The organism is Methanolinea sp., from assembly GCA_016699325.1.
Classification (GTDB): Archaea; Halobacteriota; Methanomicrobia; order Methanomicrobiales; family Methanospirillaceae; genus UBA9949.
Genome location: CP064971.1, coordinates 794,157 through 818,515 on the forward strand (window position 1 = coordinate 794,157; position 24,359 = coordinate 818,515).

At 57.4% G+C, this 24,359-nt stretch carries 23 protein-coding genes and 2 pseudogenes; 12 read left to right on the forward strand and 13 right to left on the reverse strand.

Annotated features, from left to right (window positions below; all coding sequences use genetic code 11):
• Window positions 1-212: 212 nt before the first annotated feature.
• Both IPI71_04220 and IPI71_04225 read right to left on the reverse strand, forming a co-directional pair.
• Window positions 213-1,085 carry an isocitrate lyase/PEP mutase family protein gene (locus IPI71_04220; GenBank protein QQR71712.1) on the reverse strand — a complete coding sequence of 291 codons (873 nt, stop codon included), beginning with the start codon at window positions 1,083-1,085 and terminating at the stop codon, window positions 213-215.
• Between the two features lie 144 nt (window positions 1,086-1,229).
• Window positions 1,230-1,634 carry a pyridoxamine 5'-phosphate oxidase family protein gene (locus tag IPI71_04225; protein ID QQR71936.1) on the reverse strand — a complete coding sequence of 135 codons (405 nt, stop codon included), beginning with the start codon at window positions 1,632-1,634 and terminating at the stop codon, window positions 1,230-1,232.
• A 929-nt stretch (window positions 1,635-2,563) separates the two neighbouring features.
• Between IPI71_04225 and rbcL the strand changes: the two genes are divergently transcribed.
• Together rbcL and IPI71_04235 are read left to right on the forward strand one after the other, a co-directional pair.
• The gene (gene rbcL / locus IPI71_04230) at window positions 2,564-3,856 is read left to right on the forward strand and encodes a type III ribulose-bisphosphate carboxylase (protein ID QQR71713.1); all 1,293 of its coding nucleotides are present in this window, start codon (window positions 2,564-2,566) and stop codon (window positions 3,854-3,856) included.
• Window positions 3,857-3,907: 51 nt separating this feature from the next.
• Window positions 3,908-4,390, forward strand: a complete 483-nt coding sequence (locus IPI71_04235; GenBank protein QQR71937.1) for a YkgJ family cysteine cluster protein — start codon at window positions 3,908-3,910, stop codon at window positions 4,388-4,390.
• A gap of 17 nt (window positions 4,391-4,407) precedes the next feature.
• Here IPI71_04235 and IPI71_04240 read toward each other — a convergent pair whose 3' ends face one another.
• Complete coding sequence (locus IPI71_04240) at window positions 4,408-4,869, reverse strand: hypothetical protein (protein QQR71714.1); 462 nt, start codon at window positions 4,867-4,869, stop codon at window positions 4,408-4,410.
• A 521-nt stretch (window positions 4,870-5,390) separates the two neighbouring features.
• On the opposite strand from IPI71_04240, the gene IPI71_04245 reads away from it, so the two are divergent.
• The 3 genes and pseudogenes from IPI71_04245 to IPI71_04255 all read left to right on the forward strand — a co-directional run bounded on the left by IPI71_04245 (window position 5,391) and on the right by IPI71_04255 (window position 7,803).
• On the forward strand, window positions 5,391-5,786 hold the full coding sequence (locus IPI71_04245; protein QQR71938.1) for a YkgJ family cysteine cluster protein: 396 nt from the start codon (window positions 5,391-5,393) through the stop codon (window positions 5,784-5,786).
• A 52-nt stretch (window positions 5,787-5,838) separates the two neighbouring features.
• A pseudogene (locus IPI71_04250) lies at window positions 5,839-5,985 on the forward strand (rubredoxin).
• 48 nt (window positions 5,986-6,033) lie between these two features.
• A pseudogene (locus IPI71_04255) lies at window positions 6,034-7,803 on the forward strand (rubredoxin).
• 474 nt (window positions 7,804-8,277) lie between these two features.
• Here the strand turns inward: IPI71_04255 and tsaA are convergent.
• The gene (gene tsaA / locus IPI71_04260; GenBank protein ID QQR71715.1) at window positions 8,278-8,787 is read right to left on the reverse strand and encodes a tRNA (N6-threonylcarbamoyladenosine(37)-N6)-methyltransferase TrmO; all 510 of its coding nucleotides are present in this window, start codon (window positions 8,785-8,787) and stop codon (window positions 8,278-8,280) included.
• A gap of 149 nt (window positions 8,788-8,936) precedes the next feature.
• Here tsaA and IPI71_04265 point away from each other — a divergent pair, with 149 nt between their 5' ends.
• The gene (locus IPI71_04265) at window positions 8,937-9,512 is read left to right on the forward strand and encodes a cysteine hydrolase (GenBank protein QQR71716.1); all 576 of its coding nucleotides are present in this window, start codon (window positions 8,937-8,939) and stop codon (window positions 9,510-9,512) included.
• 94 nt (window positions 9,513-9,606) lie between these two features.
• Here the strand turns inward: IPI71_04265 and IPI71_04270 are convergent, their stop codons facing one another.
• From IPI71_04270 to IPI71_04280, 3 genes are read right to left on the reverse strand one after another with little or no spacing between them, the layout of a single operon-like run.
• Window positions 9,607-10,203 (reverse strand): uracil-DNA glycosylase, encoded by a 597-nt coding sequence (locus IPI71_04270; GenBank protein QQR71717.1) that lies wholly within the window; start codon window positions 10,201-10,203, stop codon window positions 9,607-9,609.
• 45 nt (window positions 10,204-10,248) lie between these two features.
• Window positions 10,249-11,589, reverse strand: a complete 1,341-nt coding sequence (locus IPI71_04275; protein QQR71718.1) for an HlyC/CorC family transporter — start codon at window positions 11,587-11,589, stop codon at window positions 10,249-10,251.
• Window positions 11,579-12,478, reverse strand: a complete 900-nt coding sequence (locus IPI71_04280) for a flavodoxin family protein (protein QQR71719.1) — start codon at window positions 12,476-12,478, stop codon at window positions 11,579-11,581. The genes IPI71_04275 and IPI71_04280 overlap by 11 nt, the downstream gene beginning before the upstream one ends.
• Before the next feature lie 42 nt (window positions 12,479-12,520).
• Between IPI71_04280 and IPI71_04285 the strand changes: the two genes are divergently transcribed.
• On the forward strand, window positions 12,521-13,843 hold the full coding sequence (locus IPI71_04285) for a GntP family permease (GenBank protein QQR71720.1): 1,323 nt from the start codon (window positions 12,521-12,523) through the stop codon (window positions 13,841-13,843).
• On the opposite strand, the gene IPI71_04290 is transcribed toward IPI71_04285, so the two are convergent.
• From IPI71_04290 to IPI71_04315, 6 genes are all read right to left on the reverse strand, one after another.
• The gene (locus IPI71_04290; GenBank protein QQR71721.1) at window positions 13,818-14,888 is read right to left on the reverse strand and encodes a nitroreductase family protein; all 1,071 of its coding nucleotides are present in this window, start codon (window positions 14,886-14,888) and stop codon (window positions 13,818-13,820) included. The two genes, IPI71_04285 and IPI71_04290, sit on opposite strands and share 26 nt — an antisense overlap.
• Window positions 14,885-15,190 carry a hypothetical protein gene (locus IPI71_04295; GenBank protein ID QQR71722.1) on the reverse strand — a complete coding sequence of 102 codons (306 nt, stop codon included), beginning with the start codon at window positions 15,188-15,190 and terminating at the stop codon, window positions 14,885-14,887. The genes IPI71_04290 and IPI71_04295 overlap by 4 nt, the downstream gene beginning before the upstream one ends.
• Before the next feature lie 233 nt (window positions 15,191-15,423).
• Complete coding sequence (locus tag IPI71_04300) at window positions 15,424-15,720, reverse strand: MTH1187 family thiamine-binding protein (GenBank protein QQR71723.1); 297 nt, start codon at window positions 15,718-15,720, stop codon at window positions 15,424-15,426.
• Between the two features lie 82 nt (window positions 15,721-15,802).
• Entirely contained in the window at window positions 15,803-17,209 is a 1,407-nt protein-coding gene (locus IPI71_04305; protein ID QQR71724.1) for an MFS transporter, read from the reverse strand.
• Between the two features lie 572 nt (window positions 17,210-17,781).
• On the reverse strand, window positions 17,782-18,624 hold the full coding sequence (locus IPI71_04310; GenBank protein QQR71725.1) for an ABC transporter permease: 843 nt from the start codon (window positions 18,622-18,624) through the stop codon (window positions 17,782-17,784).
• Window positions 18,584-19,498 (reverse strand): ATP-binding cassette domain-containing protein, encoded by a 915-nt coding sequence (locus IPI71_04315; GenBank protein ID QQR71726.1) that lies wholly within the window; start codon window positions 19,496-19,498, stop codon window positions 18,584-18,586. The genes IPI71_04310 and IPI71_04315 overlap by 41 nt, the downstream gene beginning before the upstream one ends.
• Before the next feature lie 110 nt (window positions 19,499-19,608).
• Here IPI71_04315 and IPI71_04320 point away from each other — a divergent pair, with 110 nt between their 5' ends.
• From IPI71_04320 to IPI71_04340, 5 genes are all read left to right on the forward strand, one after another.
• Complete coding sequence (locus IPI71_04320; GenBank protein QQR71727.1) at window positions 19,609-20,862, forward strand: AAA family ATPase; 1,254 nt, start codon at window positions 19,609-19,611, stop codon at window positions 20,860-20,862.
• On the forward strand, window positions 20,859-21,524 hold the full coding sequence (locus tag IPI71_04325; protein ID QQR71728.1) for a hypothetical protein: 666 nt from the start codon (window positions 20,859-20,861) through the stop codon (window positions 21,522-21,524). Before IPI71_04320 ends, IPI71_04325 begins: the two co-directional genes overlap by 4 nt.
• Window positions 21,525-21,780: 256 nt before the next feature.
• Window positions 21,781-22,272 (forward strand): amino acid-binding protein, encoded by a 492-nt coding sequence (locus tag IPI71_04330; GenBank protein QQR71729.1) that lies wholly within the window; start codon window positions 21,781-21,783, stop codon window positions 22,270-22,272.
• Window positions 22,269-23,255 (forward strand): homoserine dehydrogenase, encoded by a 987-nt coding sequence (locus IPI71_04335; GenBank protein ID QQR71730.1) that lies wholly within the window; start codon window positions 22,269-22,271, stop codon window positions 23,253-23,255. The genes IPI71_04330 and IPI71_04335 overlap by 4 nt, the downstream gene beginning before the upstream one ends.
• Entirely contained in the window at window positions 23,239-24,348 is a 1,110-nt protein-coding gene (locus tag IPI71_04340; GenBank protein ID QQR71731.1) for a sugar-specific transcriptional regulator TrmB, read from the forward strand. Before IPI71_04335 ends, IPI71_04340 begins: the two co-directional genes overlap by 17 nt.
• The last annotated feature ends 11 nt before the right edge of the window (window positions 24,349-24,359 follow it).

Consider the following 24,359-nt stretch of genomic DNA (forward strand, 5'->3'; position numbering starts at 1 on the left):
GTTCAAGGTCATTTGAGTCCCATCGCACGCTTAACACCTCTTTTCCGCATTCCTGTGCGTTTGCGGAAAAGATTGGTGAAATGCCTCTTCCGGACACCTGGCCACACTATTTACCGGGGTTCCTTCACAGGTATTTCCAGGCCGGCCAGGGCTTGCGGCGTTCCAAATTCGGGTATGTCTGAAAAAACCGAAAGCCAGTACTCCCGCGCCATTCATCCACAGATTGAAAGGTATTTTCGCTCCCGCTCCCTGATATCATCAAGCCCAACCAGCCGGTTGAATTCATCAAAGAGGATCATCCTGTCGGCCATTTGTGCAGATGACCCGGTCCTGGCCAGTTCCGCAAACAGTTCCCGGACAGCGTGGGCGATAACATAAGTGCAGGATGTTGCATCGGCGACCACCGCGTAACCCAGGTCTTGCAGCTCCTGTGCGGACAGGTACGGCGACCTCCCGCCCGGCAGGTTGTTGGCAAACACCGGCCCCTTCACTTCCGAGCATATACGCCGCATCTGGTCGATTGAGCGGGGCGCCTCAACGAACAGGAGATCGGCACCGGCTTCGCGGTAGAGATTCGCGCGGGAGATTGCTTCATCGATCCCATGGATGGCGATGGCATCGGTCCGCGCCATGATGACCAGGTCAGGGTCCTTCCTGGCATCCACGGCGGCATGGATCTTCGCCACCATTTCTTCGGCAGGGATAACCTGCTTCTCGTCCATGTGCCCGCAGCGCTTGGGAAAGGACTGGTCTTCGATAAAAAGCCCGGCAACGCCTGCCTTTTCATAAAGCTCAACGGTCCGGATGATGTTTGTCACATTCCCGTACCCGGTTTCGCCATCGGCAAATACCGGGATTTGTACTGCATCGACAATCCGCGATGCGCAATCCACCATCTCGCTGAGCGTCATGAGGGATACATCAGGTCTTCCCAGGTATGCTGCAGAGTTCGAATACCCTGCTGAGAAAACAGCTTTTATCCCGGCCTGCTCAGCAATCCTCGCACACAACGGGTCGTGTACCACCGGGATAACGAGGATTTCGGGATCGCGTATCATCTTCTGCAGGAGCGTTGTTTTCTTCATGCACGCACTATGGTAACCATCAAAATTCACCGCATAATTAAGTTTCGAAAAAAGATCAGGGCCGGGAAAGGATTTCAACCCGGATTTTTCAGAGCTCCAGCAAGGGAAAGACGGGTTGAAACCCCCTTATCAGGAAATACCCGTTCAGAGCAACCGGTCCCCGGCATGCTCGCCCGGCATGCAATCAAAAACTTCGGTGACCTTCATGACCAGGAGCGACCGGCAGTGGAGCCCGGGCTTTACTTTATAGACCTCGTCCTTCATGGCCTCGTATTCCGGACCCTCGGATTGTATCTCGATATCCCCTTTGATCTTGTAGCACCCTGTAATCCCCTGGCCCCAGAGGTAGAGGCAGGCCCGGGGGTTTTCAAGGACATTTTGGAGGGTAGTCTTCATGAACTGGTTGCCGATCCAGATGGTTTCCGGATCGCGGGGAAAGACCGCCCCCATTGGGGCAACATTTGGTTCACCATCCCGGGATGCCGTTGCAAGCGGGAAGATCCTGCCCACCCGGAATGCATCCATGATTTCTGGAGTCATCTGAACCATACCAGGGAGCATGGTGCAGGTACCCCATAAAACCCACGCACCTGTGTTTCACGGCCCCCTGGATAAGGCCGGATACCAGGGAACTATTCTCTTGTCCGCTTTATCCCGGCCCTGGGCCTCCTCCTCCCGCCCACCCCTGAAATGAAAAAGGGATGGCTTCCTTGCCGAATCCTTCCACCTGGCGGCAAGGCATCTGGAGATGGGTGAGAGGCCCATCCGCTGCATGGACTGATCCCGGGTACCGGGATGGGTGACCTTGTTTCCCAAGGCATCCATTCTGGCGAAACTGGTGTACCAATGATCAATGAAGTCCAGGGAGATGTGGAAACCCGGCCTCGCCATGGTGGGGGCCACCAGGTATTCCCTCGCCCCGGCAAGCCTGATCGATGCATCGGGTCTGTGAGGCATCGGTCTTTCCCGGAGTGCTGCCCTGCGTGGAGCGCATCAAACCCGGCCACCCTGTTGATACGCCGTGGGGAGAATGGTTATCTTTACCGGGCAGGGCCAGGGATCCTACGCTAGGGGGCGCTGGCACCTTGCGAGGGGAAAAAAAGAGAGTTAGTATTTTCCCATGAGGGGGATTTCGCAGTTGGGGCAGGTCTGGCTCCGACAGGGAACGCCCCGGGTTTTCGGATACTCTTTCTTGCATTTCGGACAGATACATGCATCAGGCGGCATGCCTCCCCGCTGCATACCCATTCCGGGTCCACCGTTTGGCATCTGATCTCACCACAGTTCAAAGGAAGGCAGACAGGTATGATAAGGGAGAGGAAAGAGGCAACGTGGGATTCCAAGAAGCTCATCCTGAGAGAACGATGATCCGGGATCAGACCGGAGGATAGTTTTCATGGTGAACCGGGGTAAAAAACATTCACCATGGTGCAACAATTTTTTACCGTTCATCTCCCTCGCATGTACAGGGATGCCCCATGGCAATAGACTGGTACATGGATTTTGTTGATCCCGGGTATGAACCGGGGCGCGATGAGATAATAGTTCTTTACTATTTTGAGCCGGCAGAAGGCATCAGCCACGAGGAGGCGGCTGGGAGGATCGCATCCGAGAGCTCGACAGGGACCTGGACAACCCTCCACACCCTCCCGCCCCGCATGCGGGACCTCCAGGCAACGGTCTTTGAGATCGACGGAAATTTTGTGAAAATATCGTACCCGATCGCCCTCTGGGACGAAGGCAATGCTGTGCAGCTGTTGAGCGGGATCGCCGGAAATATCTTCGGAATGAAGGCGCTTTCGAACCTCCGGCTCATCGATGCAACCCTTCCGGCAGCATACATAGATCACTTCAGGGGACCGCACTTCGGAAACGACGGTATCAGGAAGATGATGAAGGTCCACGGGCGGCCGCTCACCGGAGCGGTACCCAAGCCGAAGGTCGGGTTCACCGCACAGGAGCACGCAGAAATCGGCTATGAAACCTGGATGGGAGGGTTCGACTTTGTCAAGGACGACGAGAACCTGACCTCCACCTCGTTCAACCGGTTCGAAGAACGGGTGGAACGGATGAGCAGGTTCCGGGACCGGGCGGAGCAGGAGACCGGGATGATCAAGTCCGCATTCATCAATATCACGGGGGACACGGAAACAATGGAGAAGCGGGCCGCGCTGCTTTCCGAATACAACTGGAACTATGCCATGATCGATGTCGTAGCGGCCGGGACTGCTGCCGTGATGACCCTGCGCGATTTCTGCTCTGACCTCGATCTTGCCATCCATGCCCACCGGGCCATGCATGCCGCATTCTCCCGTAACCCCCTGCATGGGATTTCAATGCAGTTCCTGGCCAAGATAATGCGGCTCATCGGAGTGAGCCAGATCCACACCGGGACCGCGGTAGGCAAGCTTGCCGGGAGCCGGCAAGAATCTGCCATCCTTGCCGATATCCTCCGCGAGAAGCAGGTCCGCGGTGTTGATAAACGTTCTCTAGACCAGGACTGGGGGAGCATCAGGAACGCGTTCCCAGTGGCGTCGGGAGGGCTTCACCCCGGCCTGGTACCCGCCGTGCTCGATATTTACGGCCGGGACCAGGTACTGCTGGTGAGCGGCGGAATCCATGGTCACCCTGGGGGAACGAGGAAGGGAGCACTGGCGACCGTCCAGGCCATGGAAGCATGGGAAGAGGGCATAACCCTCGAAGAAAAAGCACGTACTGCCCCGGAACTTGCCGCAGCCCTCGAGAAGTGGGGTCATTTCCAACCGAGATGAAGGTAACAGGCGAACCAGGGAAGGCGATGACCAGGGAGGGTGTGGGTAGCTGTGGTCTTTGAATGCCAGCAGTGCGGGGAGTGCTGCAGCATCATGGGCCAGGTGCTCGTTGTATGTGAGGATCCCGGTACAAAGAAGTATGTTCTCTCCAACCAGTATACCGGAGAAAAGACCACTGTCGAGATCGATCCCGACAAGGTTGACCTCTACGAGGACAGGAGCACAATCGAGCGGTTTCCCGAAGCATGCCCGTTTCTCCGGTTCAACCGGGAAGACGGGAGAGCGTACTGCACCGTTCACCTCACCCGCCCTGACATGTGCCGCGATTTTGGATGCTGGCGCCTCCTCATCCTGAGACCCGATGGTCGCCGGGCCGGGCGTGTCATGTGCCAGAGCCATTTCTGTCCCGATGACTCCGACCTCGCACGGCTGTGGGAGGAACGGATACGCCCCATCGACGATCCCGGCGGGGCGGAATGGGACCGCTCGGTCATCAGCATCCTGACCAGGGCAGGATACCAGGTACGGATTTGACATCGGGCCGGTGACGGTCACCTTTCTCGCAGGATTTCCGTGTAGAGCATGACCGCCGAGAGGCTGACCAGGTTCAGGGTTGTCGCTGCATACCAGAGCCAGGACTCAAGCGTGGTCAGGCGGGTTATCCAACCTGACCAGAGCATTCCACAGATGATCAGGAATGCCAGGAGGGTATCAAGGGCAAGGAAAACGGCCGGGATGCCGAACAGCCGCCCGAGCTGGGCGATCGTGCAGTATTCAAAGGGGCTGTCCCGGTGGAGGAGATCGAGAAAGGCACGTCCCAGGTTCATCAGGAGATCGGTCCCTGCCCAGAGAATAATTCCCCACCCGGCAAGGGTAAGGACCGGCGGTGCCAGCTCCCGGACAGCAACAGTCCCAAGGATAAGCTTGAAGATGCAGAATGGTATCCCGATGGTGCTCGAAAGGAAAAAAGGGCGGAGGAAAAAGCCCTGGAACTGATCACCATCTTCTACCATGGCCCGGTTCTCCCGATCAGGTTCGCCTGCACACATAACAAGACTTTGGTCGGTCTCCTCAGGCATGAATATAGAGGAGTATCACCGCTGAGCCGAGATCGGGAAAGATCATGGTCAGTACCTGGAAGACAGATGGGCTGTTGATCCTTGCAATGACCAGGGCCCTGTCTGCCCAACAAGCTCCCCCTACAAAGGGCGTATACCCTCGCTCCCGGACCCTTCCAGGCCGGGGACGTGGCACACAATCTCGCCGGCACGGAGAATAGAGCGTGGAAAGCCACTCCCGGAGCAATCAGAATTCATCGTCCCGGTGGAGGAAAACAGTGAACCAGCCGCCCGTTGGGCCATGGAGAAGCTGTCCCGGATTGTCTCTGGTTGAGCCCGGGATACCAGCCCGAGAGCTTAAAATGCCCTGGTGCCCATACCTGATCGGGAACCGGCAGGGGTGATGAAGGACGGAGGATCCTGGCCAAGGGAAGTGTCAGCAATGCGGGCTCTGCTGCAAGGTCTTTGGGGATCGCATCTCGCCCACAACGATGAACCTCTACTCATGGATGGAGCAGGGCAGGAAGGATATCCTCGTTTATTTCTCGGCTCTCCTCCAGAATGGTGTCCGGGTCAATGGTGCCGATCTTGAGAATGGAGATCTCGGAGAGATTGTAACCGTGGAACTGCGTGACCCAAAGACCGGCGGTTACCTGCCGGTCTGCCCATTTCTCCGACGAATCGGCAAGACGAAGTATACCTGTTCTATTCACACTGTCAAACCGGATATGTGCTGTAATTACATGCCCTGGATCTATGGCGAGACCTATTTTCCCCGCTGCCCGGCGCTGAAAGAGAAGAGATCGCGCTGGTCCGGGTTGCCCGAACAGGATCAGGTCCGGGGCTTTCGGCTTCAGGAGCCCAACTATTAATAGGATAATCACGTCATCCCTGTTCACCAGAGAGAGCAGGGGCTGGTGAACGATGGCTAAGTGGAAATGTTCGGTTTGTGGGTATGTATACGACGAAGAGAAGGGAGAGCCGGCGACCGGCACACCTCCGGGCACTCCATTCTCCTCGCTTCCCGGTGACTGGCGCTGCCCGGTCTGCGGGGCAGAGAAGAGCGCTTTTTACCAGGTCCCGGAAGGAACCGCTTCCGGCCCGGCGGGTCCGGTCCTCTGGAAATGTTCGGTTTGTGGGTATGTATACGACGAAGAACAGGGAGAGCCGGCGACCGGCACACCTCCGGGCACTCCATTCTCCTCGCTTCCCGGTGACTGGCGCTGCCCCGTCTGCGGGGCGGAAAAAAAAGCATTTTTCCTGGTGCGGGAGGTTGACCTTGCCCACGAGGCGGCGGAGACAACGGTCTCTGATGTGCTCATGGCCGAAGTCGCTGCCCGGGGAATAACGTTAGTTTTCGGGCTTCCCGGGACCTCATCGCTCGGCCTTGTTGACGCGGTGCGCAAAAACCCCGGGTTGCGGTACATCGTCTTCAGGCATGAGGCGAACGCGGCCATGGCCGCATCAGCCTACAACAAGCTCACCGGGAAGATTGCGCTCTGCCTGACGATAGCAGGCCCCGGGGCAACGAACCTCACCACCGGGCTCTATGACGCACGGGAGGATGGAGCAGCAGTACTGTCGATCAATGGCCAGGTGGAGACGCAGTACACCGGTCCCTACGGTATCCAGGAGATCGACCAGGACGCGTTCTTCCGGCCCATTGCAGTGTATAACAATACCATCTATGACCGAAAAATGACCTGCCTGCTGGTGAACAGGGCCCTGAAGTATGCCATTCTCCACCACGGCGTGGCCCAGCTCTCTGTCCCCAACGATATCCAGAAACAGCCCCTCGAATCCCTGTTCTGCAGGAGAGAGACCCTGCTCGAGAGCCCTCACATCGTCCCGGCAGAGCCCGAGCTCCTGAAGGCGGCAGCAGCGATCGATGCAGCCGAACGGCCGGTCATCATCGCCGGATGGGGAGCATACGGAGATGGGGATGCCGTCATTGACCTCGCCCGGAGGATCAGCGCTCCCGTCCTCACCACATACCGGGCAAAAGGTTTTGTCCCGGAGGATAACGAGTGGGTCATCGGGGTCCTGGGCCATTCGGGCTCTCCGCAGGCGCGGAGGGCGGTTACCGATGCCGATCTCCTTATCACCCTTGGCGTGGGATTCTCGAAGTTCACCAATATCCCGACCGACAAACTGCTCGTGCAGGTGGATACCAACCCGGTGAAACTTGGGAAGGGTCCGGCAACCCTTTCTCTCTGGGGGAACTGCTCGCTCACGGTGCCCCGGCTGGCAGGCCTGGTCAGGGAGCGGGACCCCGAACATGTCCTCAAGGAGATCGCGGGGATGAAGCGTGAGTGGCTGGAGCAGCTCGACCGGGAGGCTGACGCGACCGCAATCCCTCTCCGACCACCCTTCATCATGAAGGTGCTCTCGGAAGTGATACCGGAGGATGCGGTCATCACCGTTGACGTGGGCGAAAACCAGTGGTGGTTTGGGCGTAACTTCCGGATGAAACGACAGCGGTTCGCCATGTCCGGGTACCTTGCCACCATGGGGTTCGGGTTCCCGGCGGCGATCGCTGCGAAACTTGCTTACCCGGTAAAGCAGGTATTCTGCATTACCGGAGATGGGGGATTCTCCCAATCCATGTCCGATCTCGTAACTGCCGTCAAGTACGAGCTCCCGATGACCGTGGTTGTCCTGAACAACCACCAGCTTGGCATGATACAGGTCGAACAACTGATGGAGCACTACCCCAACTATGGAACCGGGCTCCTGAACCCTGACTTCGCTGCCTATGCAGAAGCCTGTGGAGGAGCAGGGATACGTGTCGGGAGACCGGATGAGCTGAAAACAGCCATCGAACAGGCGATGGGGTTGAACGTGCCGGTCGTCGTTGACGTAGAGACCGATCCGCGCCGCTTTGTCTGAAATGAAACACGGCCGGAACGGCCAAAGACGCGACCCCCCGGGGTCACCCGCCGGAGTCGTCGATATAATCGAAGTCCCGCCCATGGAGTTTGATATCGATGACCGGTGGTCCGTCGGAACACTCCGGGCCCGGTAACCGTAATGGCTGAGACCATCAACGCGGGCGATCGTTCCGGACGAAAGGGCAATGGGTCCTGGGTTGTACTGGGGACCGGGGTCATGAAGAGAGGGCGGGGTTCAGGGCGCCGAGCTACAGGGAGGTTTCGCCCGGGCATGGTCCGCCCGGGCACAGGCCCGGAGATGGGTTATGCCGGCAGGGGTCGCGAGCGACACGACGTATTTTACCGATGTGGCGGTATTCCGGCGACCCGGGCCTGGCCTCTCCCCCGGGCCCTGGAGGGGGAAGGGATGACCCCGGCCGTCCGGATTGAGAATCGGTTCCCGGTGCATACCTTCTACTGTTGGCGGACAGCATCACCCACTGTCCTTTCCGGGAGGATGTTTCCGGGTGAGCTGCTCTGGTGTAAATGGCACCTGGCGTTCACGGTCTGCGCGGTCGATCCAGCCTGAGCGGACATTTTCGCGGTGGTCAAAATGGAACACATACGGTTTGATATCAAGCAGGGGTGTGCCGTCGAGGACATCGATCCCGCGTACCGATATCGTAGTCCCGGAGATGGAGAGTAGCTCGACAATGGAAAGCCCTATCCTGTTCGGACGGTCATGGTGACGGGTCGAAAAAATCCCGCGTTCGGTTTCATGATCAAGATAGGGGGCAATCCGGAGCCGCATCGGCCCTTCGTGATGGAAATGGTAGAGGAGGATTAGGTGGGAGAATCCCTCGAGCTCCTGGAGGCCATCGGCATATTCCGGGAAAACCTCGATCGTGCCTTCTGCAGAGCTATAGACACTCTGGATGGGAGTGTCCCTCTGCATGGTAAACGGAGAATGAATGACTCCGATAAAAGTATAGTGGATCTCCATACTTATTCATCCGGTCAGAAAGCTGAAAAAGAGTGGGGTGGGGGTAGCATCCCCCGCATTTTTCACAAATCGTGATCCTGAACAACCTGTTTTTGAGGACTGGTTTCAACCGCACCCTTTTTTTCCGATCCGCATCCACATGCTGTACGATGACGAGGTCCGCACTGCTCATTATTGATATGCAGAACGATTTTGTACGGGAAGGGGCTCCATTCCGTGTCAGGGAGGCAGAGGCCACCATAGGCAACGTTCGGGAGGTGCTCGAAATTTTCCGGCGCAACCGCCTCCCGGTATTCCATGTCCTCCGCGTCCATCGCAGCGACGGGTCCGACGTGGAGTTATTTCGGAAAGAGCTTTTCAGGAAGACGCCTTTTGCCGTCAGTGGAACGAAGGGTGCACAGGTAATCAGCGAGCTAGAACCGGCGCCGGGTGAATACATCATCAAAAAGACGAGGATGAGCGCCTTCATGCAGACCGAGCTTGACCTAATGCTCCGGACCCTCTCGGTCGACACGGTTTTTGTCGCAGGTATCCAGACCCCGAACTGCATAAGGACAACGGTCTTTGACGCTCTTGCCCTAAATTACCGGGCGTTTCTCGTTGAAGATGCCGTAGCTGCCCAGAACGAGGAGATACACCGGTCGAACTGCCGGGATATGGCGGCCATCGGGGTCGGGATGCTGAAGGCAGCAGATGTGGAGGAACTGATCCGCCCTGCCCGGTAAAAAGCCGAGGAGAGGGAGGCATATTGTCTTCCCACCTGCCCATTCCCTGAACTCTGCACCAGGGTGGGTTGAGAGCATCCGTCCTGCCAGGGGTTCACTCCGGAGGACTGTCCGTTAGGATCTCTTTGAGGTGCCTGAAATCTGCTGCAAGCTGCTCCCGCAAGGCAGGATTATGGGTGACTGCTGCCGGATGATAGACCGGAAAGATGGTAACCGGCCCGTGTGGAGCATCGACCGGGAATGCCATGCCATGGATCTCGCTGATCTTTTTTCCAGGGATCCCAAACTGCCCCATGACAACCGCAGCTGAAAACCTGCCCAGGGGAACGATAACGGACGGGCACACAAGGCCAATCTGCCGGTCGAGGTATGGTTTACATGCCTTTATCTCGTCCTTTCTCGGATCACGGTTTTTCGGAGGGCGGCACTTGAGGACGTTTGTTATGAACAGATCGTTCCGGGAAAGACCGGCTGAGGCCAGGAGACTGTCCAGGACCGTTCCGGCCCGGCCGGCAAACGGTCGCCCGGTTCGATCCTCCTGCTCTCCCGGGGCTTCTCCAACCAGGAGGATGCAGGAAGTTGCCGGTCCTTCCCCGGGAACAGCATGTTTCCGTCCTGAAGCGAGCCGGCAACGGGTGCAGGCGAGGATCTCCTGTTCCAGGACGCGGGCTTCCTCTCCAGTCAGGGACATCGCCCCTCATTTTTGATATGGTACATCCTGCCAGGCACCCGCCGGTTACACACCGTCCGTGGACCCTGCCTCCGGCTGCTTGACGGATGAACGGGGTGTGACCAGGATTTTATCAACCCTGTTCCCATCCATGTCAACCACTTCGAACCGGTAATTATTCCATTCGACTACGTCCCCGGTATCAGGAATCCTCCCAAGCTCCGTCATCACGAATCCTGCGAGCGTATGATAGAGCCCTTCCTGTTCGCCGGGGAGCATGGATATGCCGATGAAGTCCTTCACCTCATCGAGGGGGTATAGACCGTCGATGAGAAACGATCCGTTCTCCCGCCTGATCAGCTCCCGGTCATGAGAAATCCCCGAAATTCCGATGTCACCTATGATCGCTTTCATGATATCGTGCACGGTGATTATCCCGGTTATCACCCCAAATTCATCGATTGCAAGCGCTATGGGAGTCGGCGAGGTCTTGAGGAGCTCCATCAGCTGCAGGGCCGGGGCTGTCTCGGCTATGAATATCGGTTCCCTCAGGATCAGGGCTATATCAGCGCTTCCTCCTTCTATCATCTGGGCCCAGAGATCCCTGACCCATATGACCCCGGAAAGCGTATCAAGCTCGCCCCGGTACACGGGAAGGAACGAGTGATTGCTGGAAAGGATGGTCTTTATCGATGAATTCACCGGTAAATCGAGATCGATGCCGATGATATCCGGCCGGGGTGTCATCAGGGACAGGACCTTCCGGTCACCGAGCCGGAAGATGGCATTGACCATGGCCTCCTCCTCTTTCTCGATTACCCCTGCCCTGGCCCCTTCGGACAGTATCTGCCATATCTCTTCTTCAGAGATCCCTGCCGGCTCAGGTCTCTTCCTCCCAGACGCCTTTAGGATCCCCTCGGTGGTAGCGGTAAGTATCCGGACAAACGGCAGTACAGCAACCGATATCGCCCGGAGAGGACGGGCCACCCGCGATGCGATATACTCGGGATTGTCAAGACCGATTCTCTTCGGAACCAGCTCCCCGAATAGCAGGGAGAGGAAGGTTGTCGCGACGATAACTAAGGCAACACTGATGACGGTTGCATACGGCGCCAGCGCAGGAACCGCTCCGATGGAGGGAGCGAGGTAACCTCCCAGGGCAATCCCGCTGTATGCCCCGGTAAGAATCCAGATAAAGGTGGTTGCAACCTGGATAGTGGAAAGGAACATATTCGGGTCGTCAAGGAGCTCGAGGGCGGTTGCCGCTCCCTGATTTCCTTTACCGGCGAGCAGCTCCAGCCGCATCCGTTTTGAAGCGATGAACACCGAGTGTGCCAGGGAGAAGAAGGCATTCAGTCCGATGAGTATGCCGATGACGAGCAGTCCGGTGAGCGGTTCAGCAGCCATGCCGTCTGGAGCCTCCACCCACGAGTTCTTCAGCGACCGCTGCACGGATCTGCCCTTCCAGCCCCGGCACCTTCCGGACATCCCGCAGGCGGTCGATCCCGTCGGCCAGGACAGGGGCTCTCGGGGTGATATGCAGGTTTTTCATGAAATCATGGATCACGCGGGTGACGCAGGTGAAATTATCTTTCCCGGTCCGCCCGGCAACTGCACACACCAAACCCGTTCTCTGGACAAACCTGCCTGCCAGGAACATCTCGGCATGGAAGGCCTGGAACCGGTCTATCATGAGCTTCAGCTCTCCAGGGACCGTGCTGGTATATACCGGCGTGCAGATCACGAGGAGACGGGCGTGGCGGAGGGAGGCGATGATCCCTTCCATGTCATCGTGAAAAGTGCAAAAACCGGTATTGTAGCACTGGTAGCACCCGGTGCAGCCCCTTATCCAGAGATCGTGGGGGAATACCACTTCCACAGAGCTTCCCGCCTCCTCTGCCGCGGCAGCAACCCAGCCTGCCATGATGCTGCAGTTGCCATCTGCCCGCGGGCTCCCCTGGATGATGAGCACATCGTTTTTCCGGGAGTCAATCGGCTCTCTCACCTGCTCAAGGTGGACAGCAAAAAACGCCTCCGGATCGCGGGAGAGCAGGTCTTCCCACTTGTCTGCCTCCCTGCGGGCAACCGATTCGGCATCGAGGGGATCCGTTGGAGAATATTCGTAGGTATTGGTCCGGAAGAGGGCGAGGGTCCGGTCACCGAGGAGGAGCCGGAGCGTGTACAGGCGCATTCCCGGGTAAAGGGCGGAGAGGTCGCGGCGGGTCAGGACCATGGTGTAGGATCCTTCACGACCCCTCACCTCCCGTTGTTCGAGGACTTCCCCGGGATCCTCCATACCGATTGGGTCGACCCGGTGCATGATAAGCGTATTTCCGGAATGATTACACGCGATGTCGTAAGGCTCTTTTTTATCGCCGGCGAACTGATCATGATCTATATCATGGATCCCCTCCCTGCATTCGGCCTGACCCTCGTTGCCATCTCTGTTGTCGGTATCCGGTTCCGGATTTCCCCGTTCTTCACGCTGGTAGGCGGGGCCCTCTTCTATGGCATCCTCACCGGCCTTCCACCGGATCGGATCGTGGCGGTCATGACAGCGGGTATCGGGCAGGTGTTCGGGCTCTTCGCCATCATCATCTTTTCAGGAGCAGTGATCGCGAAGATACTCGAAGAACAGGGGCAGGTTGCAGAGATTGTGTCAGACCTCAGGAACTGGTTGAAAACCCCGGCAGCTATCTCCGGATTTTCCGGATACCTGCTGGCACTCCCGGTAGCCTGCAGCATCACGGCATTCATTATCCTTGAACCGATTGTCGGGAGCCTCGGAAGTGGCGAGTCGCGCCGGGCATGGCTGGCACTGGCGGCCATCGGGAGCCTCATCTCGTTCGGGCTTGTCTACCCGACACCGGTCACCATCCCGCTCATCAAATCGCTCATGGCAGGGCAATCCCCCTTCATCTATGAAGTGGTAGCAGTCACCCTTTCCCTGATCCTGCTTGCCGGGATCATCGTGTTCAGACCGGGTGCAGCCAGTGCACTGCCCGGAGAGGCCGCGCCCCGTGGCGGGGCTGAACCGCCTGGGGAGGGATCTTCGTCATTCCACTACCGGGCCTGGGCTCCCTTCGCTGCCATAATCCTCGCCATTCCACTTGGAGCAGCACTCGGCCTCTCCACCGGCTCCCTCATACAGGTGATCATGCTTGCCGGCGCGGTGACCGCCCTGATCCTTGCCCCCCCACCTGTCCGGGTATCCGGGCTCCACCGGGGAGCGAAACATGCCGGGCTCATCATCTTTGACATCTGCGGTGCCGGGGCGCTGGCCGCCGTCATCCTCGAGTCGGGGTTTGCCGGGGCTGTACTGGGGGAAATATCCATGATTGCCCCCCTTCTCGCGGCACCATTCATTTTAGCAGCGCTCCTCCAGACCGCCCAGGGCTCGCGGGTGGTAACAGCCGTGATTTCCGCCGAAGTCCTCCGCGGGACGGCTGTGGCGGCAGCCCTGCACCCCATCGCCCTGGTCCTGATGGTTATTGCCGGGACCTTCGTCTTCAGCTACGTGACCGACCCGTTCTTCTGGATTGTGAAACATGCCACCGGCGATGGGTATCGGGAGATGATCACCGGTTATACCCTTCCGGTTGCAGCATGCGGGCTTGTCATCTTCTGTGCTGCCCTTATTCTCCAGGGCCTGCTCCTGTAGAACATGAGCCCCGCGTGAAGGCATTGACCGGACGGCGGGGAGCATGCGGGGCCGGGCGGGCGTATCCCATCCGGAAGAACACCTGGATGGTCCGGCTCGCGGGAATACCGAGGAACTCGTGCAACGCGGAATTGAGATCCTTCATGCCGGGATAATCGGCAAGCAGCTGCGTCATAGGCTGGAGAGAGAGCCCGATCGATTGCGCCGTGAGCGCTACCCGCTCAAAAGCCCTCCCCGCGTTCAGTTGCTCGACCCGGAGGTTCCCGGTTGTGGTAATCCAGCCAAACCCCGCAGCGGATGACGCCTGCAGGCGGGAAAGCCTGATCAGGGTTTCCTTTAACAGGAGCTCTTTCCTTTCGCCGGAAAGAAAAGCGCATTTTAACCGGAATCCCGCTTGTGAGAGGGAGCCGAGGCCCAGGTGGGAAAGCCCGTATCCGTCCTGGCGGTACGTAGTGCCGGGGATATCCAGGAACGACCGGATTTCCCGGAACCGCCGTTTATCGTCGAGGGCAAGAGCGGTTGCCTGTTCTACAAAACCAGCCAGCACCGGTAGTGAGCCGGTATCGGTTATCATCCCCAGAGGGATCGCGAACTGGTCGTAGGATTCCGCGAGGCGGGTGAGCATCGCGGTGCTGATTGGAGAGTGTTCATACGGCCTCCTGTTGGTCTGGCGAAGGGGAAGTGCCGCGGCAAGTGGATCACTTTCCTTCCCAGGACTTCTGTCAAGGTCGATCCGGGCCACCGGGGCGGAGAGATCCAGGCCGGTTCCGGGCCATCCTGCGGGAAAGAAGGTGATATCGGTTGAAAAACCCAGGGCACCGGCGGCGATGTCCAGGTTTTCGATGAAGGCTCCCTGCGCTATGATAACCTGGCGGAAGTCCGGGTCAAGTGCCGGAAGGACCCGGGCCGGGTCGGTAAAAAGCTCGATCCGTGCAGGGCCGTGGAAACGGACCAGCCATGGCTGGGTATTGAGAGGGCTCGGGGCGGTCCCGGCCCGGGACGCGAGGGCCCGGAGGAGTTCCTCCCCGGAAAGAGAAGTCATCACCGTCCCTCCATGCCATCAGCAGCAGTCACCGCCATAACAGGTCTTTCCCACCGGTATTTGAGGTAGATTCCCACCGAAACAAGGAGCGTTACGAGGCTGACGATATTGGCCATGATGATGATGCTGTCCCCGATGAAGAACCCGTAGAAGGCCCAGAGCGATACACCTGCCGTAAACTGGCAGAGCGTTGCCAGGCTGACATCGGCCACCGATCTCGTCCGGTACATCTTCACCATCTGGGGGACGAACCCAAACATGGTGAGGAGCGCAGCAACGATTCCAACGAGAACCCAGGGAGTCATGAACGGTGTTTCAGAAGGTTACCGTAGTATGGGGATCTTTCAAGGGAAAACAATATCCTTCATGATCCGGAAAACCGCGTTTCACACGGGAGAGAAGGAGACGTGCATAAAAAAAGCATGCCCCGTGCCGGAAAAAACCAGGGAAATGGCTTAATCACCAGGCAGGGCCCCCTGGATGGAACGCCTGAAACGACCTGACCGGGAATCCGGGGGCAAAGAGTCGGGAAACAACATTATTTATCCAGGGCCTTTGCTTTCGACTCGATGGTGGCTTCTTTATCCCGCCTGTCATCTATCCGTATCTCAGAAACGATTCTTCTTACTCCCGATTCGAAAACGGAATTGTGTGCTCTTTCAATTGCGGTGAATAACTCCGCAAGGCTTTCTGCCTCTATGAGAGTCCCCATTGCTTCCGGTTTGACACGGATGCCCTCCTGCTTTTCCAGTTCCTTGACCGCATCCTTCACGTAACGGCTGACGGACGTTGTACTTGTGCCGATGGGGATCAGGCTCCATTCAGCGATGATCATGGTTTCTTTGCTCCCCGGGTAGACCGAAAGATTTCCGGTTGGCTTCCGCCTGGTGCTGAAATACCCGCATCACAGGTCCTGTTCAACTCCTTTTTACCCTCGCGGAAGTGGTTTGTCGGTCCCGGGAAATGAATGCCCCGATCAGGGTAATCATGAAGAAAACAAGGAAGACCAGCTGCATGCTTGCCAGGAATGCCCCTGAATTGCCGGGAGTGAGGGGCGAGTCCCCGATAAGGAGGGAAAAAGCGACCATCACGACAGCCATGCTCACCATCATACCAGAGTTCCGCATGGTTGCAACCATCGATGATGCGAGGGTATAGTGGTATCGTTCCACACTTCCCATGATTACTGTCATATTGGGGGCGGAGAAGAGCCCAAGACCTGTTCCGATGCCGGCCAAAATGAGAATAATGAACCCTGTTGATGTCATCTCTCCTACAAAGGAGAGAGCCAGGAGGCCTGAGGACGTGAGCACCATCCCCGAAGTGGCGAGAAGGGAAGGATCGGTCCGGTCCGAGAGCCTTCCTGCAACCGGCGAACAGATCATCTGGAAGAAGGGCTGGATGAGCAGGATCGATCCTGCAGCAGCCGGAGACATGCCCCTGACCACCTGGAGGTAGAGGCTCATCAGGAATGTCACGGCAAAAGTGGCGCTGTAGTTGATGAAAGCGGCGAGATTCGAGCGGGAGAAAACGCGATTCTCCCGCAGGAGCACGATGGGGAAGAGCGGATGGGGCCGACGCTCTTCCACCGCGAGAAAGATGACCATGGCAATTGCTGATGCGCCGATCAGGGCGACAGATGCCGGTTCAGGAACCCTGGAAATCCCTGCCGAGAAGAGGATCAGGACCAGGGCGGAAAGGGACGCACCCTGCCAGTCAAAGACATCCCGCCGGGGTTCGTTCAGCACCGGCGGAAACCGGGACACATTGAGGAGGACTGTACCGCCCAGCATGACTGTAACAAAAAAGATACTCCGCCACCCGAAGAACTGTGTCAGGAGGCCTCCGATGAACGGGCCGAGCATAAGTCCGGCATACACGGATGTCACGTTGATCCCGAATGCCCGTCCCCGCTCTCCTGGAGGATAGAGCTCGGCGATGATGGCGACCGCATTGCCAAAGAGCATTGCACTGCCAATACCCTGGAGAAACCGGAACGCAAGAAGGGCGGGAGCTGACGGGGCGACGATAGTGATCGCCGATGCGACCGTGTAGAGCAGGGTACCCCACCCAAACACCCGGCCCCTTCCCGCAATATCCCCCAGCATGCCTGCCGGCAGGAGAAAAATTGCGGTGGAGAGGAGGTAGGCGGTAGGGACCCAGGAGAGGGTGACGGCATTGACGCCAAACTCTTCCCCGATAATGGGAAGGGCGAGGTTGATGCTGGAACCGGTGAAGGGGTTTAGGAAGGTTCCGATCGTCACCATCACGAGGATCAGGGACCGGGATAACTCTACATGGGGAGAAGGATGCGGATCCGTCATGGTGGTGATCATGGGGGGGCGGCAGCGGAAAGGTGCCTCTCAAGAGCTTTCAGATACCACTCCATTAATGTTTTCGTCTGAATCGCCCGTCAGGGAAAAAGGGGCACGATTGCCAAATCCCGGGCTCTCCTTCCCGGCGATCCTGGCGATGTCTCCCAGCTCCCTGGCGGGTAGCCGGATCAGTCAGGAGGGCAAAGTCGCCGTCCCGTGGCATTGGCGATAGGCACCTGCCGGTTTCAATGGCCTCAAAAAATGCCGGTGTCTTTCCTGGTGGTGACTGTATCTCTGGTCATGATGCTCTCGATAAGGGGCGATTCGGGATCCCCGTCGGCCAACTCCCTTGGGGCGCAATATCGCGATCGGTCACGATACCCACTGGTTTATGGTTTTTTTGTGATCACAATGCACCCGATATCTTTCTCTCATCAGTCCGGAGACGAAACGAAGGGTGGCGCCAGGTTTCACGTTGAGCACGTTGGTCTTGGCCCAGGTGTAAGCGGTCGTGAGGAAACCTCGTGTCCAGGTCTGCCTTGCCTTTGGATCGCGATGTCGTACTATACAGGTCCCGGCCTTCAGACCACCAGCCGTCTCCGCATCAGCCAGGTGGAGAGGATAAAAAAGACCAGGGTCACGATTCCAATCCACGCAAGGCTGTAGGGTACAAGTGGAGATAGGTCGGCCAGGGTGAGCGAACGAGTTACAATTACCAGCTGGGTGAGCGGGAGGAAGGCGATGGCCAGCAGCTGGACCAGCGCGGGAAGAATGGAGAGCGGGAAGAATGTGCCTGAAAAGAGGAACATCGGGGTGATAAAGAGGAAGGAAGGGTAGTTGAGAGCATCGATGCTCGGGGTGATCGCTGTAAAGCACATCGCGATGCTGGCGAAGAGGAGGCCGGCCAGGAATGAAAAGGGTATAACCAGGAGCGATGAAGGGAGGTTGACCACTCCAAACAACGTGAGGACGAGGAGCATTCCCGAAGAGTAGATGAGGCTTCGTGTAGCCCCCCAGATGAGTTCTCCGGAAATCACATCGTCGATGGAAAGGGGGGTTGCCACCATGGCATCGAACGTTTTTTGGTAGTACATCCTGACAAACGAGGAATAGGTGCATTCGAAGAATGCCGTGTTCATCATGGAGATGGAAAGGAGGGCCGGCGCGATGAACTTCACGTACGGGATACCGTCAATCTCACCGATAAAAATCCCAAGGCCGAAACCGATGGCCAGGAGGTAGAGCAAGGGCTCGATTAACGGCGGCAGGAAGTTCACCTGGTAGGTCTTGAAAAAGACATCCCAGTTCCGCCGCCATACCTTGAGGCAGGACCGTGAGAGTCGGGGAAAGATGTAGGTGTTCTCCGGGGAAGGCCCCCGCCGGTTAGTCACGAAGCACCCTCCCGGTGAGCTTGAGAAAGACATCCTCAAGAGAACCTCTGCGAACAAAGACCCGGCCGGGACTGCACGTCTCAAAGAGCCGTTTTGCCACCTCGCGGGGCTGGCTGGTAAAGACCTGGACAATGTCCCCGTGTATATCGAACGTTTCTCCCAGTTCCTCGAGACAGGAGATAACCTCGGGGGTATGATCGGCCTCAACGATGTCGCTTCCCACGTACCGCGAGATCAGTTCACCGGGGCTCCCCTCCACGAGGATTTTTCCGCCGTCCATAATCACCAGGCGGTTACAGAGCCGTTCCGCCTCTTCGAGGTAGTGGGTGGTGAGCACGATGGTGTTTCCCGCAGCCTGGAGGGCCTTGAGCTTCTCCCAGATGAGGTGGCGGCCCTGAGGGTCGAGACCGATGGTGGGCTCGTCGAGGACGAGGACCTTTGGGTGGTTGATGAGAGCGCGGGCGAGGAGGAGACGCCGTTTCATACCCCCGGAGAGTTTGTCGATCTGGACATCGCGTTTCTCGGTGAGCTGGACAAAGGAGAGGAGTTCCCTGGCACGTTTTTCGGCCTCGACACCAGGGATATCGAAGTAGTGGGCATACGCGATGAGGTTTTCCAAGCAGGTGAAATCCGTATCGAGGTTCGATTCCTGGGGCAGGACACCGAGCTCTGCCTTGATAGTCCGGGGATGGGTTGCCGGGTCCATTCCAAGGACGGTAAGAGTGCCGGCAGTCCTCGGCGAAACGCACTGGATCATCTTCATGGTGGTGGTTTTTCCTGCTCCGTTTGGCCCGAGAAAACCGAACACATCGCCTGCAAAGACCGAGAAACTGATACCATCAACGGCGACGAGGGCGCCAAAAAGCTTGGTAAGGTTTTCGGCTTCGATTACAGGGTTCCCCTCCATCCCCGATCCCGGTAACCTGTACAGAACCTTTCCTAAAACAGGCTTTCGATCGGCACCACAGCTCCTGCCGCATCGAAGATCTTTTGTTCATTGCCAAAGAATGCTCATGCATGCCCATAAGGGAGATCTCGGTGGTAAATTTCAAGAGCTTCAGAGAGATAAGGATCGAGCCTGATTGCTTCAACATCATCATCGGGTCGAACGCATCGGGAAAATCGAACCTCATCCAGATCTTTAAATTCATCAGGGATATCGCAAAGTATGGCCTGAATAACGCAATTTCACTCCAGGGTGGAGTGGAGTATCTCAGGAATACCACGATCGGACCAGCGATGCCGTTCTCTTTCAGAATCCTGTACTTGCTCGAAGAGAAAAGGCGGGATGTCATCGCTGTGAAAGAGGGTCTCCCTATCTATTTTGAGCCATACGAAATCCTGTACGAATTCTCGCTCTCGTTCTCGGATAGCGGTGATAATTATGAAATTTCCCGCGACCTGCTGGTGATAACCGGAACCTTTTCCCGCCCGGGGACCCATGAGCGGTGCGAGCTCGGGATGGGGAGGATCACGCTGGCCAAAGCCGATCACTCGGTTGCCTACGCGATTGTTCCGCCGGACACCATCGAACTCCGCGACCAGGAGCTCTTCCCACAATATTTCCAGAAACATGAGATCCCGTCCCGCTGGCTGATCATGAATCTCCCCATCGCGGTCCCGGGCATCCCCCCGCTCGAGTGGCTATTTCGTGGGATGAAAGTCTTTGACTTCGACCCGCTCCTCCTGAAGCGGGCGGTCCCTATCGTCGGAAAGACCGAGCTTGAGAAAGACGGCGGCAACCTTGCCATCGTGATTAAGAACATCCTTGAAGACCCGCACAAGAAAACCGAGTTCCTGCGCCTGATCCGCGAGATGTTGCCGTTCATCGAGGAGGTTGCCATCGAAAAGTTCATGGACATGTCCCTGTTTCTGAAACTGAAGGAGACCTACAGCAGCGGTAAGTACATCCCGGCATCGATGATATCTGACGGCACCATCAATATCCTTGCCTTGATCATTGCCCTGTATTTCGAGAAACGGCCGGTCACGGTCATCGAGGAGCCGGAGCGAAACATCCACCCATTCCTTATCTCTCAGCTCGTCGAGATGCTGAAGGATGCGGCACGGACCAAGCAGATCATTGTCACCACCCACAACCCCGAGATGGTCAAGCATGCCGATCTGGAAGACATCCTCCTGATATCAAGGGACCGCAGCGGTTTCTCGCAGGTCATCCGCCCCGGGACAAAGAAGGAGATTCGCACTTTTCTTGAACATGAGATCGGGATCGAGGATCTCTTCATCCAGAACCTCCTTGGGATGGAATGACCCCACACCGGCTTTTTATCTTTGTTGAAGGAGGCGATGACCAGCGTTTCTTCGCACAGGTCATCGTGCCACTCCTCAAAAGCGATTACGCATCAGTAGAGATCATCACCTATGCCTGCATGAAGAGTGTCAAGGTCTGCCGCTTTGTCCGGAGCATCACTGAAATGGACCATGATTTCATCCTGTGCGGGGATATCGATCAGGAACGGACCGTGAAAGCCAAGAAAGCGGTTCTCAAATCCCGGTTCTGTGTCCTTTCCGATGACCGGATAGTGGTCATCATCCAGGAGATTGAGAGCTGGTACCTTGCCGGCCTCGACGATGCATCCCAGAAACGGCTTGCGCTGCGTCCGTACAAGACGACAAACCATATCACCAAGGAGGTTTTCAACAGGATGATCCCATCGTTTTATACATCGCGGATTGCTTTCATGATCGAGGTTCTTGCCCATTTCTCCGTCACAACCGCGAAGGAGAAGAACCGGTCCTTCAGGTACTTCTGCTCCCGGTTCAGGACCCTGTCGTATACGGATCCCGTGAGAGGGCGGGAGAAACCAGTGGCCCGGGAAGAAATGACCGCAGGTGCAGAGACGCTTCCGGAAGGGTACATGAAGAACAGCCCAAGCGAAGACGAGATACCCCGGCAGCATCGGAGACGATGAACAATCCCGCGGTAAGGGGGCCATGAAGGGGCCATAACCTCCCCACCAAAAAAACTGGATGGCGATGTGATGGCGGCTATTCAAGACCCGGGTCGCCCACGGGAGATCGTCCCGGCCCTTCTCGTGGCTGGCCGGACCGGGCCTGGCCCAGGGGGAAGAAACGGCCGTACCAGGAAACCCGGAGCATCTCCGGGTACAAGGGCTTATCATTCCCTGGTTCGCATATAACTACAGGTGGTTTCTTTTGCAGGTATCCATGAAACTGGAGATGAAGGACACCCCGGGCCAGCTGGTCGCGGCCTTGAAACCGATATCAGAAGTCGGTGGAAACATTATTGCTGTCATCCACCAGCGTGATGAAAAGACCAATGGGGATGTCCTTGCGGTTCAGATCGTGCTCGAGCTGCAGGAGCAGAGGCTCGGGGAACTCCTCTCCCTGATCAAGGGGCAGGGGGTGAATGTGGTCCGGATCGGTGAAGAACGGCTCCTCTACAAGCAGACCGTCATCATGATCGGGCATATCATGCATACTGATCTCGGGGATACTGTTGACAGGATTGACTGCACGGGATACGCAGAAGTAACCGAACTTACCATGGTGATGCCTGCCATCAGCGAGCCATCGTCAGCACGCCTGGTCATCCGGTCGGTGAACAAGGAGGATATGGAGCAGGCCCTCGGGATCCTGCGGGGTATCGCCAAAGAAAAGCAGCTCCTCATCATCGAACCTCTGGAGGAAACCGGATGAGGATGGCAATCCTCGGGATGGGATCCGTTGGTCGTGGGATCCTTGAACTGATCGATGAAAAGGACCTGGGTCTCACCGTCACCGGGCTTGCCGATTCAAAGAGCGCTCTCGTGGACAAGGACGGGATCCATATCGAAGAAGTCCTTGCAGCCAAGCGGGAACGGGGATTCTGTGGTGATAAGTCCCTTTCTGCGACCGATATCGTTGAGCGGGCAGACTACGACGTGCTGATTGAAGTTACCCCGACCGATGCCCGAACCGGGGAGCCTGCCACCGGGTTCATAAAAAAGGCAATCGCACGAGGGAAACACGTGGTGACTTCGAATAAGGGTCCTGTCGCACTCCACTATGCCGCACTCCAGGGCATGGCCCACGAACACGGAGTTGCGTTCAGGTACGAGGCCACCGTAGGTGGGGCAATCCCGATCATGCACACCCTGCAGCATGGCCTGGCCGGGAACCGGGTGCTCGCCGTCCACGGTATCCTGAACGGAACCTGCAACTTCATCCTCACCAGGATGGCAGCAGAAAACCTAACCTACGACCAGGCCCTCCTTGAAGCGCGTGAGATGGGATATGCCGAGGCAGATCCGACCTACGATGTGAAAGGCACCGATGCGGCCATCAAGCTGGTCATCCTCTCCAACACCATCTGGAAGCGGAACGTAAAGCTCGAGGATGTCGAGATAACCGGTATTGACATGCTGACCACGGACGCCCTCCGCCTTGCAGAAGATCAGCACTGCACCATCCGCCTCATTGCCGAAGCGGTCCCTGACCGGGGTATCCTCAAGGTGGCACCCCGGGTTCTTCCCAAAAATCATCCTCTCGTGGTTGACGGGAGCCTCAATGCGATCACCCTCGAGACGGATATGGCAGGAGAGATAACCCTTATCGGGAAGGGGGCCGGGTCCCGGGAAACCGCGAGTGCCATCATCGGGGACGTGCTCTTTATCAGGGAGATGCATGCCCGGGGTCATTAAGCGGAGAAGAGAGTTTCTCCAGATGATGCGGTCGTTCACGCTTGAACATGGATACTTCACGGTCACTGATATCCAGAACGCGGCAGGGGTCCCGCGGAGCACCGCCCAGGACTGGATCATGCGCCTGGTCGATGAAGGCTGTGTGATCCAGCGGGAAAAGAAACAGGGCAGGTCCCCGGCCAGGTACGCATCGCTGTCAGCACTCCCCCAGAGCACGTGTCAGAAAATCTTCACCACCGTGGATGGAGATCAGGTCCGGATTTACCATGAGTGTCTGAGCAGTGCATGCGCAGCATATTGCGAGTACCATCACGCACTCGCCGGGGATGTTGTTCAGGAAATCCGACGTGAAGGAACCCTGCTGATGGAGAGCGCACGCATGGGGAAGTGTGAGATCACTATCGGGCTTCACCCGTTTCCGGCCGTGGGGGTGGTCGGGGTTGAACGGAACGGGGATGACATCATCCAGCATATCCGTTGCATCGGGGGTCCGGCGTTTTCCTTGACCGATATGATGTCGCGGGCTGACGGTGTCTGTGATGTCCAGGTCAGGCGGAGCGGAGGGGTGGTGGAAGGGGCAATCAGGACCCGGGCCCTCACCCACCTGATCATCGGCATTGACGATACCGACAGCATTGAAGGAGGAGCAACATTCGCTCTCTCCCTTGCCCTCCTCCAGTTTCTGGGAGGGATCAAGGGGGTCATTCCCATCGATCACCATGTTGCCATGCTCAATCCCGAGATCCCTGAAAAGACCGCAGGAAATTCCTGTTCATTCATCGAGCTTGCAATCCCTCCCCATCGTGTCGACAAGGTATCGGAGAGGGCAATTCTCTTCGTTGAGGATGAAGCACTCTCACCGGAATGGGGGGTTGCCGTGAAACAGGGGTTCCGGATCGATCCCGAATTTCGTGCATACGGGATAAAGGCAAGGGAGGGCCGGATCGATGCCGGTGAAGCGGGATCTGTTGCGAAGCGTTTCAGTACCGATCTCTACGGCGGGAGAGGAGTAACGGGGGCGCTTGCCGCAGTCGCTCTTGCCGGACTCCCGAACGATATCCTCCTCAATCCGGAATGGAAGATCCCCTCTTAAGTGTGGAAAGA

Excerpts from the sequence above, each read along its gene's own strand:
- IPI71_04315 (QQR71726.1), bottom strand. The coding sequence starts at position 19,498 with ATGGAGGGGAACCCTGTAATCGAAGCCGAAAACCTTACCAAGCTTTTT.
- IPI71_04335 (QQR71730.1), top strand. The coding sequence starts at position 22,269 with ATGAGGATGGCAATCCTCGGGATGGGATCCGTTGGTCGTGGGATCCTT.
- IPI71_04265 (QQR71716.1), top strand. The coding sequence starts at position 8,937 with ATGACGAGGTCCGCACTGCTCATTATTGATATGCAGAACGATTTTGTA.
- IPI71_04300 (QQR71723.1), bottom strand. The coding sequence starts at position 15,720 with ATGATCATCGCTGAATGGAGCCTGATCCCCATCGGCACAAGTACAACG.
- IPI71_04240 (QQR71714.1), bottom strand. The coding sequence starts at position 4,869 with ATGGTAGAAGATGGTGATCAGTTCCAGGGCTTTTTCCTCCGCCCTTTT.
- IPI71_04275 (QQR71718.1), bottom strand. The coding sequence starts at position 11,589 with ATGGCTGCTGAACCGCTCACCGGACTGCTCGTCATCGGCATACTCATC.
- IPI71_04270 (QQR71717.1), bottom strand. The coding sequence starts at position 10,203 with ATGTCCCTGACTGGAGAGGAAGCCCGCGTCCTGGAACAGGAGATCCTC.
- IPI71_04225 (QQR71936.1), bottom strand. The coding sequence starts at position 1,634 with ATGGTTCAGATGACTCCAGAAATCATGGATGCATTCCGGGTGGGCAGG.
- rbcL (QQR71713.1), top strand. The coding sequence starts at position 2,564 with ATGGCAATAGACTGGTACATGGATTTTGTTGATCCCGGGTATGAACCG.
- IPI71_04285 (QQR71720.1), top strand. The coding sequence starts at position 12,521 with ATGATTACACGCGATGTCGTAAGGCTCTTTTTTATCGCCGGCGAACTG.
- IPI71_04295 (QQR71722.1), bottom strand. The coding sequence starts at position 15,190 with ATGACTCCCTGGGTTCTCGTTGGAATCGTTGCTGCGCTCCTCACCATG.
- IPI71_04220 (QQR71712.1), bottom strand. The coding sequence starts at position 1,085 with ATGAAGAAAACAACGCTCCTGCAGAAGATGATACGCGATCCCGAAATC.
- IPI71_04280 (QQR71719.1), bottom strand. The coding sequence starts at position 12,478 with ATGGAGGATCCCGGGGAAGTCCTCGAACAACGGGAGGTGAGGGGTCGT.
- IPI71_04310 (QQR71725.1), bottom strand. The coding sequence starts at position 18,624 with ATGTCTTTCTCAAGCTCACCGGGAGGGTGCTTCGTGACTAACCGGCGG.
- tsaA (QQR71715.1), bottom strand. The coding sequence starts at position 8,787 with ATGGAGATCCACTATACTTTTATCGGAGTCATTCATTCTCCGTTTACC.
- IPI71_04305 (QQR71724.1), bottom strand. The coding sequence starts at position 17,209 with ATGACGGATCCGCATCCTTCTCCCCATGTAGAGTTATCCCGGTCCCTG.
- IPI71_04325 (QQR71728.1), top strand. The coding sequence starts at position 20,859 with ATGACCCCACACCGGCTTTTTATCTTTGTTGAAGGAGGCGATGACCAG.
- IPI71_04320 (QQR71727.1), top strand. The coding sequence starts at position 19,609 with ATGCCCATAAGGGAGATCTCGGTGGTAAATTTCAAGAGCTTCAGAGAG.
- IPI71_04330 (QQR71729.1), top strand. The coding sequence starts at position 21,781 with ATGAAACTGGAGATGAAGGACACCCCGGGCCAGCTGGTCGCGGCCTTG.
- IPI71_04340 (QQR71731.1), top strand. The coding sequence starts at position 23,239 with ATGCCCGGGGTCATTAAGCGGAGAAGAGAGTTTCTCCAGATGATGCGG.